Source organism: Arenibacter lacus, from assembly GCF_008711145.1.
GTDB classification, from domain to species: domain Bacteria; phylum Bacteroidota; class Bacteroidia; order Flavobacteriales; family Flavobacteriaceae; genus Arenibacter; species Arenibacter amylolyticus.
Genome location: NZ_VVIN01000007.1, coordinates 47,356 through 62,500 on the forward strand (window position 1 = coordinate 47,356; position 15,145 = coordinate 62,500).

The 15,145-nt window shown below is 39.3% G+C and carries 16 protein-coding genes; 8 read left to right on the forward strand and 8 right to left on the reverse strand.

What is annotated here, in order from left to right; translation table 11 throughout:
* Positions 1-7: 7 nt before the first annotated feature.
* The 5 genes from F1E73_RS04270 to F1E73_RS04290 are packed head-to-tail and all read right to left on the reverse strand — an operon-like array spanning position 8 to position 3,791.
* The gene (locus tag F1E73_RS04270) at positions 8-460 is read right to left on the reverse strand and encodes a nuclear transport factor 2 family protein (protein WP_086477854.1); all 453 of its coding nucleotides are present in this window, start codon (positions 458-460) and stop codon (positions 8-10) included.
* Between the two features lie 15 nt (positions 461-475).
* A complete protein-coding gene (locus F1E73_RS04275; protein ID WP_086477905.1) occupies positions 476-1,324 on the reverse strand; it encodes a DUF4440 domain-containing protein in 849 nt (282 codons plus the stop codon).
* A gap of 39 nt (positions 1,325-1,363) precedes the next feature.
* Positions 1,364-2,473: an alpha/beta hydrolase gene (locus F1E73_RS04280; protein WP_086477855.1), complete on the reverse strand. Its 1,110-nt coding sequence runs from the start codon at positions 2,471-2,473 to the stop codon at positions 1,364-1,366.
* A 44-nt stretch (positions 2,474-2,517) separates the two neighbouring features.
* The gene (locus F1E73_RS04285) at positions 2,518-3,027 is read right to left on the reverse strand and encodes a cupin domain-containing protein (RefSeq protein WP_217868745.1); all 510 of its coding nucleotides are present in this window, start codon (positions 3,025-3,027) and stop codon (positions 2,518-2,520) included.
* A 5-nt stretch (positions 3,028-3,032) separates the two neighbouring features.
* Positions 3,033-3,791, reverse strand: coding sequence for a carboxymuconolactone decarboxylase family protein (locus tag F1E73_RS04290; protein WP_150451188.1), 759 nt, complete (start codon positions 3,789-3,791; stop codon positions 3,033-3,035).
* 265 nt (positions 3,792-4,056) lie between these two features.
* On the opposite strand from F1E73_RS04290, the gene F1E73_RS04295 reads away from it, so the two are divergent.
* From F1E73_RS04295 to F1E73_RS04330, 8 genes are all read left to right on the forward strand, one after another.
* Complete coding sequence (locus tag F1E73_RS04295) at positions 4,057-4,968, forward strand: helix-turn-helix domain-containing protein (protein ID WP_086477858.1); 912 nt, start codon at positions 4,057-4,059, stop codon at positions 4,966-4,968.
* Positions 4,969-6,125: 1,157 nt separating this feature from the next.
* On the forward strand, positions 6,126-7,133 hold the full coding sequence (locus tag F1E73_RS04300) for a lipoate--protein ligase (protein ID WP_086477859.1): 1,008 nt from the start codon (positions 6,126-6,128) through the stop codon (positions 7,131-7,133).
* Between the two features lie 722 nt (positions 7,134-7,855).
* The gene (locus F1E73_RS04305; protein ID WP_223883351.1) at positions 7,856-8,548 is read left to right on the forward strand and encodes a mechanosensitive ion channel family protein; all 693 of its coding nucleotides are present in this window, start codon (positions 7,856-7,858) and stop codon (positions 8,546-8,548) included.
* Positions 8,549-9,263: 715 nt separating this feature from the next.
* The gene (locus F1E73_RS04310; protein ID WP_086477861.1) at positions 9,264-9,629 is read left to right on the forward strand and encodes a hypothetical protein; all 366 of its coding nucleotides are present in this window, start codon (positions 9,264-9,266) and stop codon (positions 9,627-9,629) included.
* 94 nt (positions 9,630-9,723) lie between these two features.
* The gene (locus tag F1E73_RS04315; protein WP_086477862.1) at positions 9,724-10,194 is read left to right on the forward strand and encodes a hypothetical protein; all 471 of its coding nucleotides are present in this window, start codon (positions 9,724-9,726) and stop codon (positions 10,192-10,194) included.
* Between the two features lie 601 nt (positions 10,195-10,795).
* Positions 10,796-10,960 (forward strand): DUF1328 domain-containing protein, encoded by a 165-nt coding sequence (locus F1E73_RS04320; protein ID WP_086477863.1) that lies wholly within the window; start codon positions 10,796-10,798, stop codon positions 10,958-10,960.
* A gap of 89 nt (positions 10,961-11,049) precedes the next feature.
* A complete protein-coding gene (locus F1E73_RS04325) occupies positions 11,050-11,247 on the forward strand; it encodes a hypothetical protein (RefSeq protein ID WP_086477864.1) in 198 nt (65 codons plus the stop codon).
* Between the two features lie 280 nt (positions 11,248-11,527).
* Positions 11,528-12,094 carry a DUF1572 family protein gene (locus F1E73_RS04330; RefSeq protein ID WP_086477865.1) on the forward strand — a complete coding sequence of 189 codons (567 nt, stop codon included), beginning with the start codon at positions 11,528-11,530 and terminating at the stop codon, positions 12,092-12,094.
* 86 nt (positions 12,095-12,180) lie between these two features.
* Here the strand turns inward: F1E73_RS04330 and F1E73_RS04335 are convergent, their stop codons facing one another.
* The 3 genes from F1E73_RS04335 to F1E73_RS04345 form a co-directional block, all read right to left on the reverse strand.
* Positions 12,181-13,425 (reverse strand): hypothetical protein, encoded by a 1,245-nt coding sequence (locus tag F1E73_RS04335; protein WP_150451190.1) that lies wholly within the window; start codon positions 13,423-13,425, stop codon positions 12,181-12,183.
* Positions 13,426-13,938 carry a TlpA family protein disulfide reductase gene (locus F1E73_RS04340; protein ID WP_223883352.1) on the reverse strand — a complete coding sequence of 171 codons (513 nt, stop codon included), beginning with the start codon at positions 13,936-13,938 and terminating at the stop codon, positions 13,426-13,428.
* 208 nt (positions 13,939-14,146) lie between these two features.
* Complete coding sequence (locus F1E73_RS04345; protein WP_150451191.1) at positions 14,147-15,145, reverse strand: type IX secretion system membrane protein PorP/SprF; 999 nt, start codon at positions 15,143-15,145, stop codon at positions 14,147-14,149.

A 15,145-nucleotide genomic window follows, 5' to 3' on the forward strand; every position in this document is an offset into this window, starting at 1 on the left:
CTTGCTATTAACCTTCTGGTGTCAGCAGCTTACTAAAGGTCAGATTGGCCAATTTCCAGTTGTCATTTTCCTTCACATAGACTTCCGTTACCATAAAAGGGTTGGTTACTTCGTTTCCGCCTACAGCGGCCAGGAGCGTAATTCTATTCCAAAGTATCACGGTATTTTCATTCAACACTTCTACCATAACCTCATGCACATCTGCCTTTTTATAATGGATTCCGCCGCTTCGGATAATATCCACTTCCCGGTCTTTGCCCCAGGTACCTCCCATATGCACGAACTTGGCCTTCTCATGGAAAAGTTCCGCCAGTTTGTCCGCATCCTTGTCGGCCATCCATTGCCATTTTTGTTGGGAAAGTTGTTTGATTTCCTGTTCGATATCGGCAGATTGCGCCATGGCCATTGGCAGGCTTAAAAAAGCGATTAGTACGCGTAAAATCAGTTTATTGTTTAACATTTTGTTTTTTTAAGTTTAGTGTTCAATTTCATGGGTATCCCGTACACTACTAAAGGTCAGGTCCAATAATTTCCAATCGCCTGCTTCCTTTTTATAGAATTCCGTTACGGTAAACTCGTTTTTAACGTCATTTCCCCTTACATGGGCAGTGAGCGTAATACGGTTCCAAAGCACGGCGGTGTCATCTCCGAACGATTCAACAGCAATATCATGTACCTCGGCATTTTTGTACCAAATGCTTCCCGTTTTTATGATTTCCAGCTCCCTGTCCTTTTTCCAGGAACCGCTCATGTGCACAAATTTTGATTTGTCATGGAAAAGGGTAGCTAATTTATCCACCTTTTTATCGGCCATCCATTGCCATTTTTGTTGGGAGAGTTCCTTGATTTCGGTTTCGATATTGGCATCGTTCAATTTAGGTGCTGGAATGGCATTATAGGCCTCATCGGTCAGTTCGTCAGTCCACTCCGTGGGTGCATTGCCGCTTATGGCCAAATAGGTTACCGGGCTATTAGAAGCTGCGCCGTGCCAATGTTCCACATTCGGTTGGCATATCACCACATCGCCCGCCCGTACCACTTTCACTTCCTTACCTTTTTCCTGATAAAGTCCCACGCCATGGGTAATTAATAGTTGTTGCCCTTTGGGATGCAGGTGCCAGTTCAGTTTTGCTCCTGGAGCGGACACGGCCTGGGCAACGCTCCAGTCAAAGGTTGCATCGGCATCAACGACATGGCTCAGCCAAACATCCCCTGTGTGGTGTACGTTTTTGGCCAAAGTGCCTTTTGGAAAAATGGCATCTTGGGCCAAAGCCGGATGAATAATAGCTGCCGCAAATAATAAGGAATAAAGTATTCTTTTCATGTTTTTCATTTTAAACGTGTTCTAGCTTACATTTTTTGTTTATTTCTTGTCCAGCCCCTTTTCCTTTAACCAAACGGATAACAGGTTGGCCACTTTTTGATTGTTCAAGTCCGACATGGGGAAGTGGGTATTGCCTTTGAGACCAACATCTGGCAATTGGATCAAGGTCACATCGCCACCGTGTTTATTGACGGTATCCCTCCATAATTTGGCCATCGTGACCGCAGCGCGCCATTGTTCCTGCGCCGGGTTTTCCACGGGTTCATCGGGGATATTATCGCCGTAATAGATAACAATTGGTATTTCGGTCAGTCTTTTGAATTTGGACATTGGAACGCCCCTGGCACTTAATGTACCGCCCACATACGTAATCGATGCTGGTACTTCACCCTCGGGGAATACAAAATTACTTCCGGGCTCATAGGAGGCGATTGCCTTGATGTTTTTATTTTTAAGGGCGGTCATCCAGCCTTGCCCTCCGCTATGGGAATGGGTCACCAAGATGCCCTCGCCAATTTTATCGAACAAGGCGGAAACGGCATCAATATTGACCATGATATCGAGTGGGCCGGTATCCGGGGTAATCTGTCTAAAATACTGGTTCAGGGCTTCCGGGTCTTTGGAAAACTGGATATCCGGATAAAATTCCGTGCCTACGCCAACTCTAAAGATGCCGAACCAAAGCTGGTCATCGGTAGAGGCTTTGATGGTAGTTGGTTCCGTACTACGTCCGGACAGCCCCCTTCTGGGCTGATCTACCAAATTTACTGGGAAACCGCGTCGTAGAAAAATACTCTGAAAACCTTCCCTGCCGTCGGGAGTAGTCTGCCAAGTGCGCATGGACTGTCCGAAGCCGTGCCAAAACACCAGAGGTAATTTATTGGCATCTACGGGAACTTGGTAAAATACCGTGGCATGGTCCCCGTGAAGGGACTGGCCCTCCGCGCTTTGATTTGTTGGGTTGAATGCCCCATGCGCTATGGGATCAAAGGCTCCTGGACTGGTCTTTATCGTTCCTCCTACGGTAAAACTACCTTGTTCTAGAATGGATATGGGCAGCTTTTGGGCATGGCCCAAGAACACCCATAAAAAGATACTCCCCAGGGTAAAGAAAAGATTGGTTTTTAAATGTACTAGTACTCTGTTCATATTTTTGATGTTATTAGGGTGCTACTACAAATCAATTTACCCTATCAGTTATTTGCGTTGTATTCCTCTTCCGTAACGGGCTCCAACCACTCCGTGGGTCCATTTTCACTACTTGAAATCGCCAATTGTATAAACTCGCTGTCGCTACTGGCCCCGTGCCAATGTGGAAGGTTCGGCGGACATTTTACGGCATCCCCTTTCTGTAAAACCCGTTTGGGACTTCCTTTTTCCTGATAATACCCTTCGCCATCGACAACCAAAATGATTTGCCCAGAGGGATGGGAATGCCAGTTGGTACGCGCGCCCGGTTCAAAGGTCACGTTGCCTACGTACGTATGGTTTAAACTATCTACACTAATGAGCATGCTCACATAGGCGGTGCCCACAAAATTGTTGTTGGTTATTTTGTTGCCTTTTGTAAATATAAGGGATGCCTCCTGTTCCGGCATCACCGCTACCGTTTCAATATTTTGTATTTCGGAACTGTTTTGTTCCTTGCAGGAAAGTAATAACACCATCACAGAAAATACAAGTAAACCATTTTTAAATTTCATCTTGTTCATTTTTTGGGTTCCAATAATTCGCTTAAAACTTCCCTGGCCGATACAATTTTTGATCTGTCCACATTTTTTTCCAGGAGATCCACCAATTCAGATAATTGTTCTGGGGTGATTCCCTGTATCAAACAGATATTTAGATGCGAACTAAGCATTGGTTCTACACCTCCAATAGTTGCCAGTACAGAAACCGTGACCAGTTCCCTTTGTTGGTAGTTCAAAATATCACGCTCAAAAATATCGGCAAACAAGTGTTCCTTTAAAAAGACTTCTATTATTGGGGCAAATTGTGCATAATCGGCCGGTGGCCCGTCTAATTTGTTTTGAACCAATTCTTCTAAAATAACCTTCCCCCTATCGTATTTCGGAATCGTATCCTCGATGAGACTAGCGTCCTTCCCTATAATATCCTTAATTCCATTAACCTTTCGTTCCTCCAATACTTTAATAAAAGTTCGCATACCGCGCAGGCTGCGTGGAAATCCACAATAGGCATACAGGTGTACCATTACCTCTTTTATTTCGTTAACGGTTAGGCCAGAATCCAAACCGTCGACCAAAGCGGTTTCTAATTTTTCCAGATCCCCTTTTGCCGTTAGTGACGAAATGATGATAATCGATTTTTGCTTATTATCCAACATCTTTGTAGTACTGCCGGTTGCTTGTGCTTTCGAGCTGGCCGTAAAACCAAGAAGGAAAGTAGCAAGTGAAGCAAAAATCAATGTCTTCAGTTTTTTTATTACCCTATTATTAATCTCCATTATATCCTGTTTCTTTTTAGCGATCGGTCATTTTTTGATCAGTTGGCGAATAACATTCCCCTTAAGGTAAGTCTTTGAAGTGGCCTCCGAAATAATAATTCGTATCCTTTTGGCACTTCTCTGTATTTAACATTCAAAATTAACACTTCAAAAACCAAAAATACTTACCCAAATTACGGATAAACCTACCATTATTACGGATTAGTGAAAAGCAATTTTAATTACTTATAATCAATGTCTTATCTTTAATAAAAAATTATTGAAAATGGATAAAATCTTGTACATCAAATCGGTTTCGGACTATTGTAAACTTCGAAACTGGGAGGTGCTGCATCCTTTGGTGGCCATTATCGATTTTGACAAGCTCAGCGAGGAAGGCTATACAAACAACCAATATGATGCTTTCCATTTTAAGTGCTATGCTATTTTCCTCAAGGATGTAAAAGGGTGTAAAATCCATTATGGGGGCAAACCCTACGACTATGACGAGGGTACCCTTGTTTTCATGGCTCCTAACCAGACCATCGAGTTAGGTGGTTTTGATCCAGATTACGTGCCAAAGGGCTATGCAATGCTATTTCACCCAGACTTGTTACTGGGTACAGAATTGGGAAAAAAAATGCATATATATAATTTTTTCGCCTATTCAAGTAACGAGGCACTCCATCTCTCGGCTAAAGAACGCAAGGTGATCTTAAGCTTATTGGAAAAAATACAGTTTGAACTGGAGCAGAACTTGGACAAGCACAGCAAAAAACTGATTGTGGCCAACATCGAGCTCTTTTTGGACTATTGCACACGTTTCTATGACCGGCAATTCTTGACCCGCGAGATCGAAAACATAAGTTCCATGCAAGAGTTCGATCAATTTTTGAACGACTATTTCACCTCCGATAAGCCACAAAAGCATGGTACTCCTACGGTAGGTTATTTCGCAGAGCGATTAAACCTATCTTCCAATTACTTTGGGGATCTGGTTAAAAAAGAGACAGGGAAATCTGCACAAGAGTACATTCAAAGCAAATTGATCGAGGTGGCAAAGGAAAGGGTTTTTGATCCGACCAAATCATTGAGTGAAATTGCTTTCGAGCTTGGTTTCAAATATCCACAGCATTTCACCAGATTGTTTAAACAACGTGTTGGACATTCACCTCGCGAGTTTAGGGATTTAAATTGATTAAGATCACGGCGATATTCGGTGTATTTACCAATATGCCTTTAAGCGGTCATTTTGTGAATCATCACAAAACCATCTCAATAACTGTCTGTTGTTCCACCTCTCTTTTTAGAAGTTCCAGTAATTTTCCTTTAAGGGAAATAACAAAGTATATTTAAACGACCGTATGATCTACAATAATAAAAGTCAAGTACTTTTTTGATGCTCAGAATAAACATAGTTTATTTTTCCCGTATCTTTAATAAGTTTACACTCTTAACCTTTAAATGCCTATGATGGATTTTGACATGTTGGAGTAAATACAGAAGAACATAATTTACACCATCTGGTTAATATTCTCATTAGAAAGAATACAAAACTATACATATATAATTCGATAGGATTAAAGGGAATCGTTCAGAAAGATCTTGGCAATTTAAAGTCAGTATCCCAATCATTAAAAACACATGGTTTGGATCACTATAATTCTGCTCTTTAATATTCTATCTCCACCAAACACCTAGTCTTTTCCTAGATTGTTTGTATCAAATTATTTTTCGGAGATGTTTTTTTAAAGGATGTAAAAAATGTTGCTTGTAAAATAATTTTCTTTGTAACTTAGAGGTAGTAAAAACGCATAGTATTTACTTTCATTTAGTTACATATTTGATTAACATTTCAATAGCGGGATTATACATTAAATAAACGTACGCAAAGTCCTGATTGTCAGTTGCTTGGATTTAGTTATTGGATGCTGTCATCCCGACCAAGTAAAAAAGGGTTAAGGCGCTAGCCTTCACTTTTGCATTTGCAGCAAAGGGTTTATTAGGATTCTGCAAATCCTGTTCTGGTCGGTGTTATTTCTTGTGAGGGAGTTCCAAAACGCAGTTTTGAGAAACGATCTGAAACAAAAAAAGGAATAAGGCGCTAGCCTACAATTTTCTATTTCAAACCCTACCTACAACATAAGGGTTGGCGTAGTGTATTAATTATTGCCCAATATCCATTACCTTTATTTCGCGATTATATACTAGCCACTTTCTGCTTTTTTCTTAATGGACGATTGTGAGCAAGGGGGCTATTGTTATTGATGCTAGGGCCATGGGTTTAATAATTACGGTTGGTATATTGCTGTAAATCAGCTTTTTTCACCTTATAAAACACAAATACCTAAAGAAATGATTTTTATAGAGAACGAAGTAAATACCAACCCACGCTTAAATTTAGCACTGGAAGAATATATTTTGAGAAAGTTTAATCCTGCGAATGATTATTTGTTGTTTTATATCAATGAACCATCCATCATTATAGGTCGAAACCAAAACACCTTGGAGGAGATAAACCACCAATATGTTGAAGACCATAATATCCACGTAGTACGTAGAATTTCTGGTGGGGGAGCGGTATATCACGATTTTGGAAACCTCAATTTCAGTTTTATCACCAACCACGATGGAAAAAGTCTTAGCAATTTTGAAAAATTCACTGCTCCGGTTATTAAGGTTTTAAACGCTTTAGGGGTGAAGGCCCAACTTAAGGGGCGCAATGATATACAAGTAGCTGAAAAAAAAATCTCTGGTACCGCTCAATTTTCAACAGGTAAAAGAATGGTAAGTCATGGAACTTTATTATTGGACACCGATTTGGAGGAAGTGGTAAATGCACTAAATGTTAAAATGGACAAGATAGTGTCTAAAGGCCATAAATCCGTTCGCAGTCGTGTAGCCAATATCTCAGAATATTTAAAACAGCCCATTAAGATTGAGGAGTTCAGGAGCTTGTTATTGGCCGGACTTTATGAGGAGAGCGAGCCTTTTGAGAAGTATCAGCTTACGCCAGAGGAATGGGAGGGGGTACACCGGTTAAAGGAGGAGAAATACGATACTTGGGACTGGAATTATGGAAAATCGCCCAAGTTTAATATTCAACGAAGCAAACGCTTTCCTGTGGGTGAGTTGGATGTACGGATTTTTGTTGAAAAGGGGCATATACAGGACTTTAAGATCTATGGAGACTTTTTTGGGAAAGAACCACTGAAAAGTCTAGAAGAACGTTTTATAGGTGTTCGCTATGAGTCAGAGGATATTTTGGCGCTTTTAAATGATGTAGATATCAAAGAGTATTTTGGCGACCTCCCTAAAAACGACTTTGCCCAATTGGTATATGGTGCGGACGTGGCGGATTAGCTTGTTAAACGAGGGTGAGAGGAATACTGAAATTGGCTGTTTTAACTCTCTTAGAGGGGGATTTTGTGTTTTTTAAGTAGAGGTGTATGCCTAGGGCTTGTAGCTGTTCCTGGGTTTATTTAAGGTGAAGTGTCCTCTAAAAATCACCTCCATTAATAAATAGCTATTGAGACATTTTGGAATAAAAACTCTTATGGTTTTATGGCAACGGAAGTACATGATGTAACCCTAGCCTTATAGATGGAGAAATTCCTGGTAGAAATCTGGGTGGAGCAGAAACCCCATAAGAAAGAAGGTAGAATTATTATTTAGGTAAATTGGGCTATTATCATGTGTTTAAGGGAGCCTAATAATCTGATGCGTCCCAATTTATAATCAGTCATTTTGGGAGAACAAGTCGCAGGGTTTGCGTAATTTTATATAAACCGAAAACTATTGGAAGTTACCTTTAAGCTGGGATTATCTGGTACATATCCAAGGGATCTTGCCATGTTGGCGCAGGTCCGTAAATTAAAACTCGCTCTTTTACCGTTCCTTTCAACGGGGACGTATAGCCCTTAGAAATAGCAATTCTTAAATCCAATATAATGGAATTAATAAACAATTTTTTAGAATTTGATCTTTTAAGAATCGGGAAATATAATTTGAAGGTTGTTACTCTTTTTATAGCGTTATTAATAATAATCTTAACGAGGGTAATTATATGGCTGATAAAGAAATCTATGTTTCGTAGGAGAAATTTAGAGCACTTTAATGAAGGGAACACTTATTCTTTATTTCAAATAATAAAATATATTCTGTGGATAATAGCCATTGCATTTATCCTAGAAACCTTAGGGGTAAAGGTAACCCTATTAATTGCTGGTTCGGCGGCTTTGCTGGTGGGAGTTGGTCTAGGTTTACAGCAAACATTTAACGATATAATTTCGGGCATAATTTTGCTTTCCGAAAGATCAATTAGAATTTCCGATATTCTTGAAATAGATGGGGATATCGTGAAAATTCAGGAAATAGGCTTGCGTACTTCCAAAGGCCTCAACACAGATGATATTTCAATTATTATCCCCAACTCCTTAATAACAACCAATAAAGTTATTAATTGGAGCCATCAAACAAACCTTAATCGCTTTAGAATAGATGTGGGAGTTGCCTATGGTAGTGATGTAGAGCTCGTTATTAAAATTCTACATGAGAGCGCCATGGAACATCCAGAGGTAGATGATCAAAAATTACCGGAAGCAAGATTGGTGAATTTTGGAAGTTCATCCTTAGATTTTCAAGTGCTTTTTTATAGTAGTACCGTTTTTGGATCGGCTAGAATGAAAAGTGATATTCGCCGAATAATAAATAGGAAATTTATTCAAAGCAATATCTCCATTCCTTTCCCACAGATGGATGTGCATATGAAATCCTAAAAAGAGTAAGGGATCTAGTTGCAACTATTCTAAAGAATATCTAAGTAGAATGGAAAGGCCGTAGCTTGCAGTAATCTTTAGATTGCTGTTAATACGAAGTCAGTTCCACTTCTTTAACGCCCAACCAATAACTTGAAGAGAAATAAATCTTATAGATTTTATTTCCATACGCTATTACTTCCAAATAATAAGCGGTGTCTTGCTGTTTCAATAAAAGCCTTTCTACCTTACCAAGTCCTTAGCTTTATTGGGATTTAGTTTAAACTTAATAAACATATTTTATTTTCTTTCAAAAGTTATATATATTTACTTACAAATAATGCGATCTTTAAGTTAATTGTTTACCATAGGCGGGTGGGGGGCAAGGTGCTAAAACCTACTTGTATGGATAAAATATTTAAATCGCGTTTTGAGAAGTAATTAGCTATAACTAGATGAAATTTAACCAACTAAACCAATAAAATATGTTTCCTCCCCTTTATCCCTCAGGGATATTGCCATCTTCATTACAGTATCCCAGTATTGGGAATGCCGTTAATTTCTTAGCGCTTAAAGTCTATCATGTAAAATCTGAAGCTATCCGTACGAAAAACAATTTTAAGAGTTCCTGTCCATCAGTGTTTTTACGGCCTAGCGACGATTATTAGAAATAATGAATCATTAGATATACCATCCCAAGGGTGGTCGCATTTTAAAATCCTTTAAAACCATTTGCATGACAGCTATTTATATCATTTTAGGAATTCTAGGGATCGCCTTATTTTTAGGTTTGGGCTATTACCTGTGGTCTAGTTCCAACGAGAAGTACGATTACAACATATTTAATCTAGGAGTTATTATTAGAGGGGTGCTGGCTGTGGGATGTATTTGGTTGGCAATGGGCATGTCTGACCTCGGAGACGGATCCTCAATGGTATGGATTATTGCCTCAGTTATCTTATGGTTATGGACATTTCTGGAAACCGCTATGAGAGCAAATATATTTATAGCCATATTTTCCTTGGTTTATCAACTATTAGCGGTGGTTTTTATCTTAAATATCATTAATCGAGTTCTTAAATTATTTCCAACCAAAAATTAAATTGACTTAGCTAAGGGCATAGAGTACTCCTTCTATTTTTTAGGCAGAATGCCATGCTACCCATAAAATATATTCTGAATTAAAGCCGATTATTATGGAAAAAGAGAAACTTACCAAAAACCAAATAATTAATCCCAACCGACCTTATTGGCGAAAGGAAATTGATGAGGCATTTGCTAAAAGAAAGGCATTGATGCACGAGGTAGCTTTAAAGAGGGGAAGGGCTTATGATGGTGAAAGTATAGCGCTATTTCACGATTGCTACACAGGTAAATTGCTTAGAGGGGGTGATCGGTATGATTATGAGCATATTATATCTGCCGAAATCTTATTTGATCGGTTTAAGGCAACCCATACCAACCAGGAGATTGCAGAAATTGTAAATCATCCCGATAACGTGGGAGTTACCTTGCGTAGCATAAACCAATACAAGGGCAAACACCCTCTAGTCTCGCGTATTCTGAATAATCCAGAGAAAGTAAAGGAGTTTGGAATTGATGCTCAATTGGCTAAAACGAATTTATTAAAGGCAGAGAAAGCGGTTTATTCATTTAGGAAAAAATAATAGGCCTCTACTGCAAAGGTCAGAGTGGCCAAAAAAAAAGAGGGCGCTCCCGAAATTGCACGCCCTCCTTTTACGTCGTTTTCATACACTACACTATGACTGTAGATTATGAGCGACAAAATTATTCAACAAAAAAGAGACCCTCTAATTATTTAACGGTTATAGCTTTTTTTTAACATTCCTAGACTAGGTTGCTCTACCCCATAGCCTTAGGGAACGCCATATATAGGATAAAGAGCACTTAATTTGATTCCTAATTCCTGTAAAGCTTACTGATTTTTATTTTGGTAGTTTAGAATTTCAGGAATAACTCAGCAAGTTTCCTAGGATTCACTTTCCCACTTCTTTATAAGGCGATTATACTAACACTTTATAGGTTTTAGTAGTAATTACTGGGAGTTTGAGGTGCATTAAGGTGAAAATCTATAAGGGGGGGTCCCCCTGTAGCGCACGGCAACCTTATCCGTATTAATCGATTGGGTTAGTTTTAATATCGAACATGATATATGTCATTGTTTTTTATTGTAAATTGAAAATGCGAATACTCAGTAGGTGTAGGAAGTCAGTATACTTTCTATGCAGTGACTGAAAATGGAAGGAAATGTTAAAGTGGACTATTATTTTCGTGGTACTTGCGCTAATAGCAGCAGTTTTTGGATACGGAGGATTTGCCTCTGGTGCTGTGTCCATTGCCAAAATTCTATTCTTTATATTTTTGGCATTGAGCGTAATCTCCATAATTGCCGGCAGGTCCAATAAAATATAGGATTCATTACGTGTAGAATGGAGCTAAGCTTCATTTAATGGTACTTGTGTTACCATTTTATTATGTAGACCCTCTAAAATCCCTCCCAAATGAAAAAGGAGAAGCATGAGAATAAAGTTTTTATAGATAGCTATAAGTTGATGCGGTCGCGAAACAGTTTTAATAAACGGGATGAAGTTTTTGTGGAAGTCGAGGGAAAAAAATCTATTTCTTCAAAGAAATCAAAGGGCTATACCTATCCTAAAAATACCTTTCTTACTACCTATGACCCCTTAGAGAGTCTGTAATTAAAGGTGTTTAAAATTGTTTGTAGGTTTTTTTTATACTAAATCACTTGTCCTTTGGATTCCGTCTTAGGTGCTTCAAAGGTATAGGGCTGTATACCCCTCCGCTATGTTTTTTATAACATTAATGGCTCAAAAACTGCGCTCTAAAGATAATAGGAGCTGGTGCTAGCTTTTGAAATCTTATTTCAAAAGACTATAGTGTTACTAGTTGGTGGCGTTGGTATAAAACCCCTAACCTAGTATTTGTAGGCCTATTAATTCTGCTAACTAAAAGATTGTAATGGAGCTAAGCGAACTGCATATCAGTATACAACTTTTTGAATACTATAAGTCCCTTGGTGAAAAAACAATGGAGCAGTTGGAGGAAAAGGATTTTTTCTGGCAATTTAATGATGCGTCTAACTCCATAGCCATCATCGTTCACCATCTTTGTGGAAATATGAAATCTAGGTGGACCGACTTTCTAACTACGGATGGGGAAAAAGTTTGGCGTCAGCGCGATTTAGAATTTGAGGATGTGATTAGGACTAAGGAGGAAATGTTGCTTAAATGGAATGAAGGTTGGCAATCCGTTTTTACGGCTCTAAACTTGCTTGATAAGGAAAATTTGGATTCTACCATTTATATTAGAAATCAGGCACATACCATTCCTGAAGCAATAAATAGACAATTGGCGCACTATGCCTACCATATAGGACAAATGGTTTATATAGGCCGAATGATTAAAGGTGCCGAATGGAAGAGCTTATCCATTCCGAAGGGAAAATCCGATGCGTTTAATGAAATCAAATTCTCCAAAGGAAAACACGGCGGATCCTTTACGGATGACATTATTAAAAAAGGATAGCCCCTAGACCTGATTTTTTGTAGGTGATAAATACTTAATGCTACTATTAGCCAGAACACCTAATTAATTAGGTTTAGTAATCCAACTTAAAAATTGTTTAGGTTAATATAGGCAGTTTTAATAGAGGTTTCTTTTTCCGATATATTTGTCCACGCAAAGTGGACCTTATCCTTTACAAGCCCCATTTGTGGTAAACCAGATCTTCTAGATGCGCTTAGACTATCTACTACTATTGCGTTGTATTTTTTACCGGTAGCGTGTACTTTCATCGCCAATAGGCGTGCATCCGTGTCGGTCGCTTCCATCCAGCTTACGATGGCATATTCTTCATCTATCATTAATAAATCTACCCTACCCAAAGGAGCCTTTTCACTTATAACAATGGGAGTATCAAAATTTTCGCCACCATCATGGGAAAAAATCAGGTTTACTTTAGGTTCGTTATTGGCCGCAGTAAACCAGCTTACCCCAAGCGTATTGCCAATAGCGGCTGCCTTAGGGCCGTTCACAGGACATCCCTTAATTTCCCAGCCATCCTCATTGATAGATCTTGGGGCAGTCCATTTTCCGTTAACCCTTCTTGTAATGGAAATATCCCTAACTTCATCCTCGGTACGATCCCTATAGAGTACTACTGGGCCATTAGAAGTAATGGCGGCAGTGGTCTGGCAACAATCGCAGGTTCTATCGTCCAACAAAACTTCATTGCCTACCCATCCTTTTGCAGAAACCTCGGCAGCTCTTAGGCTCATGGCACCTGCATGCCCCTCGCCATGTCCTGCGCTCGAAGTATTTCGGCCATCGAGCCAAGTAACAAAAAATGAATTCTCTTTATAGGGGAGTGCGGTTACAAAACCATGTTCTGTCTCAGTGCCATCTGTGTGTAGGGGAAGGGAGGTGCTCCAAACGGAATCTCCAGCGGGGAGCACGTTCAATTTTATGTCGTATGAATAAGTGCCGGGAGACGACTTCCTTAGCACGTGAGAAAGTAAATTCCCATTATTCGCTGTAATCATTGGGAAGTCGGCCCAATTTACAAACCAATCCTTACCTGTGATTATTTCTTTCGGTTGCTGCCAAGCATCCTCTACTAGCTCGGCATATTTTAGGCGATGTGTGGTATCATTAACTGCTTCTACCCAAGATAGTATGGCATTGCTACCATCTGTAAATAAAAATGGAAGGGAACTTCCCGTACCCGATGGAGAGGGAATATTACGCACTATTTCCTGGCCTGTTGTTGCCCCTTTTTTTTCTTTTTTATTCCCGGTGTTACAAGCGCTTACAAGGAGAATAATTACGAGGAGTGGTGAAAATTTGAAGGCGTGCATTTACTGAATATTTTTAAGTTTGGTGATCATGGTTTCAGCATCCCATTCAACGGCGCCGGTAATTTCCTCTACTTTCTCCCCTTTTTCATTATAGATGAATGTGGTGGGAAGGGCATAGATATTTAATTGGGAAAGGGCAGCAGTGGTCCTGATAAAATTAAAATCATAATCTACCCGCTCTTTAAAATCGGTGATTTTCTTGACGGATTGATCGGAGACCAATAGAAATTGGTAGTTTTCCTTTTCTAAAATCTCTTTAGCTCTTAACAAAGAGGGCATTTCGGCAATGCAAGGTCTGCACCAAGTAGCCCAAAAATTGAGAAGTATCTTCTTTCCCTGATAATCGGATAAGGAGATAGGATTGCCCTCCAAATCTACATATATGGAAGTTGGGGTGGGAGTTTGTTGAGTAACCGTTGCATCGGATGTGGGAGCTTCGTTCTGTTTTTTCACCTGCTTACATGAAGTTGAAATCATTAAGGGAAACAGTAAATAGAGAAAGATTTTTTTCATGCCTATAGTGCCTAATTAGCGATTGTCTAGGTTATAAATATATCTTATTAAAGCTAAATCCGAGAAGCATTACCTTTATTTTTTTATCCATGCAGTGAGGTAGCAAGGGGTTTATGCAACCGAAAAATCATTCTCCCTTGGGTATTCCCTATAAAAACGAGTACCGCACGCACATTCCTATAATCCTGAATAGGGATTAGCTGACCCTTTAGTAAAACCTACTATAATTGGATCTTCGTCGTTCTTTAAATCGGGAAATATCGAACACTAAAAATAATTCCAACGAATTGGGAATAAATTGCTTGGCCTCGGCCCCAAAGGGCAACCTATAATTCAGCCCCAACTCAAAAGTTTCCAATATCAGGCTGCTGGCAAATCCTACCTCCGTAAAAGAGGCATTTTCCATAAAATTAATATGTTCATTTATACCAATGCTAAAGTTTCCCAAGGTAACATCCTGATAAAAATCTAAGCGGGTATTGGGCCCCTGTACAGATACCGCATTAAAAAAATATAGATATGAAAACTCCGGTAATTTTGCCTGTCCGTATTTATTGATATCCAGCTCATACCCAAATTGTCCGGAGATGAGCATATTAAGGTTAACGTTATTTTCACTTTGTCTGGAAGATATTTTTGGCTGATTAAGATGTTTAAACGATAGCCCAAAGAGCATATTGATATCGTTATGTACTAAAACAGAAGCCCCTAGATCCAAATACCCAATATTTTCCGATGCGGTGATGGGGTCTATGGTATTGGCACTTATTTGACCCGAAAATATATTGATCTGATCTTGAAACGTAAGGTTGTTAAAATCGTATCGGTAGTTGCTGTAGCCCCCCGAAATTCCTGGGTACAACAACCAGTCATTGGGAAGCCTTAATCTGTACATATAACTGAGTACCGCCGAAGTATATTTATATCCCTCATTGTTGAGGTTGTTATTAAAAAGGTCTACTCCCAATTGAAAATTGTACTCTTCAAATGCGGTGGACCCAAAGGCGTATTTGTGTTGCGAATGAGAACCTTGATTCTGACCTGCAAATTCTGCCAATACCCCAACTCGGGTTTTGTCCTTAAATGCATGAAAACTTGGATTTAGGGAGGCAGGAACCTTACTGAGGTTATGAACAAATTTTTCCTGTGCATAACTCCCCAGCGAAACAACAATAAACAGTAAGGTTATAAGATTATTTTTTTTCAT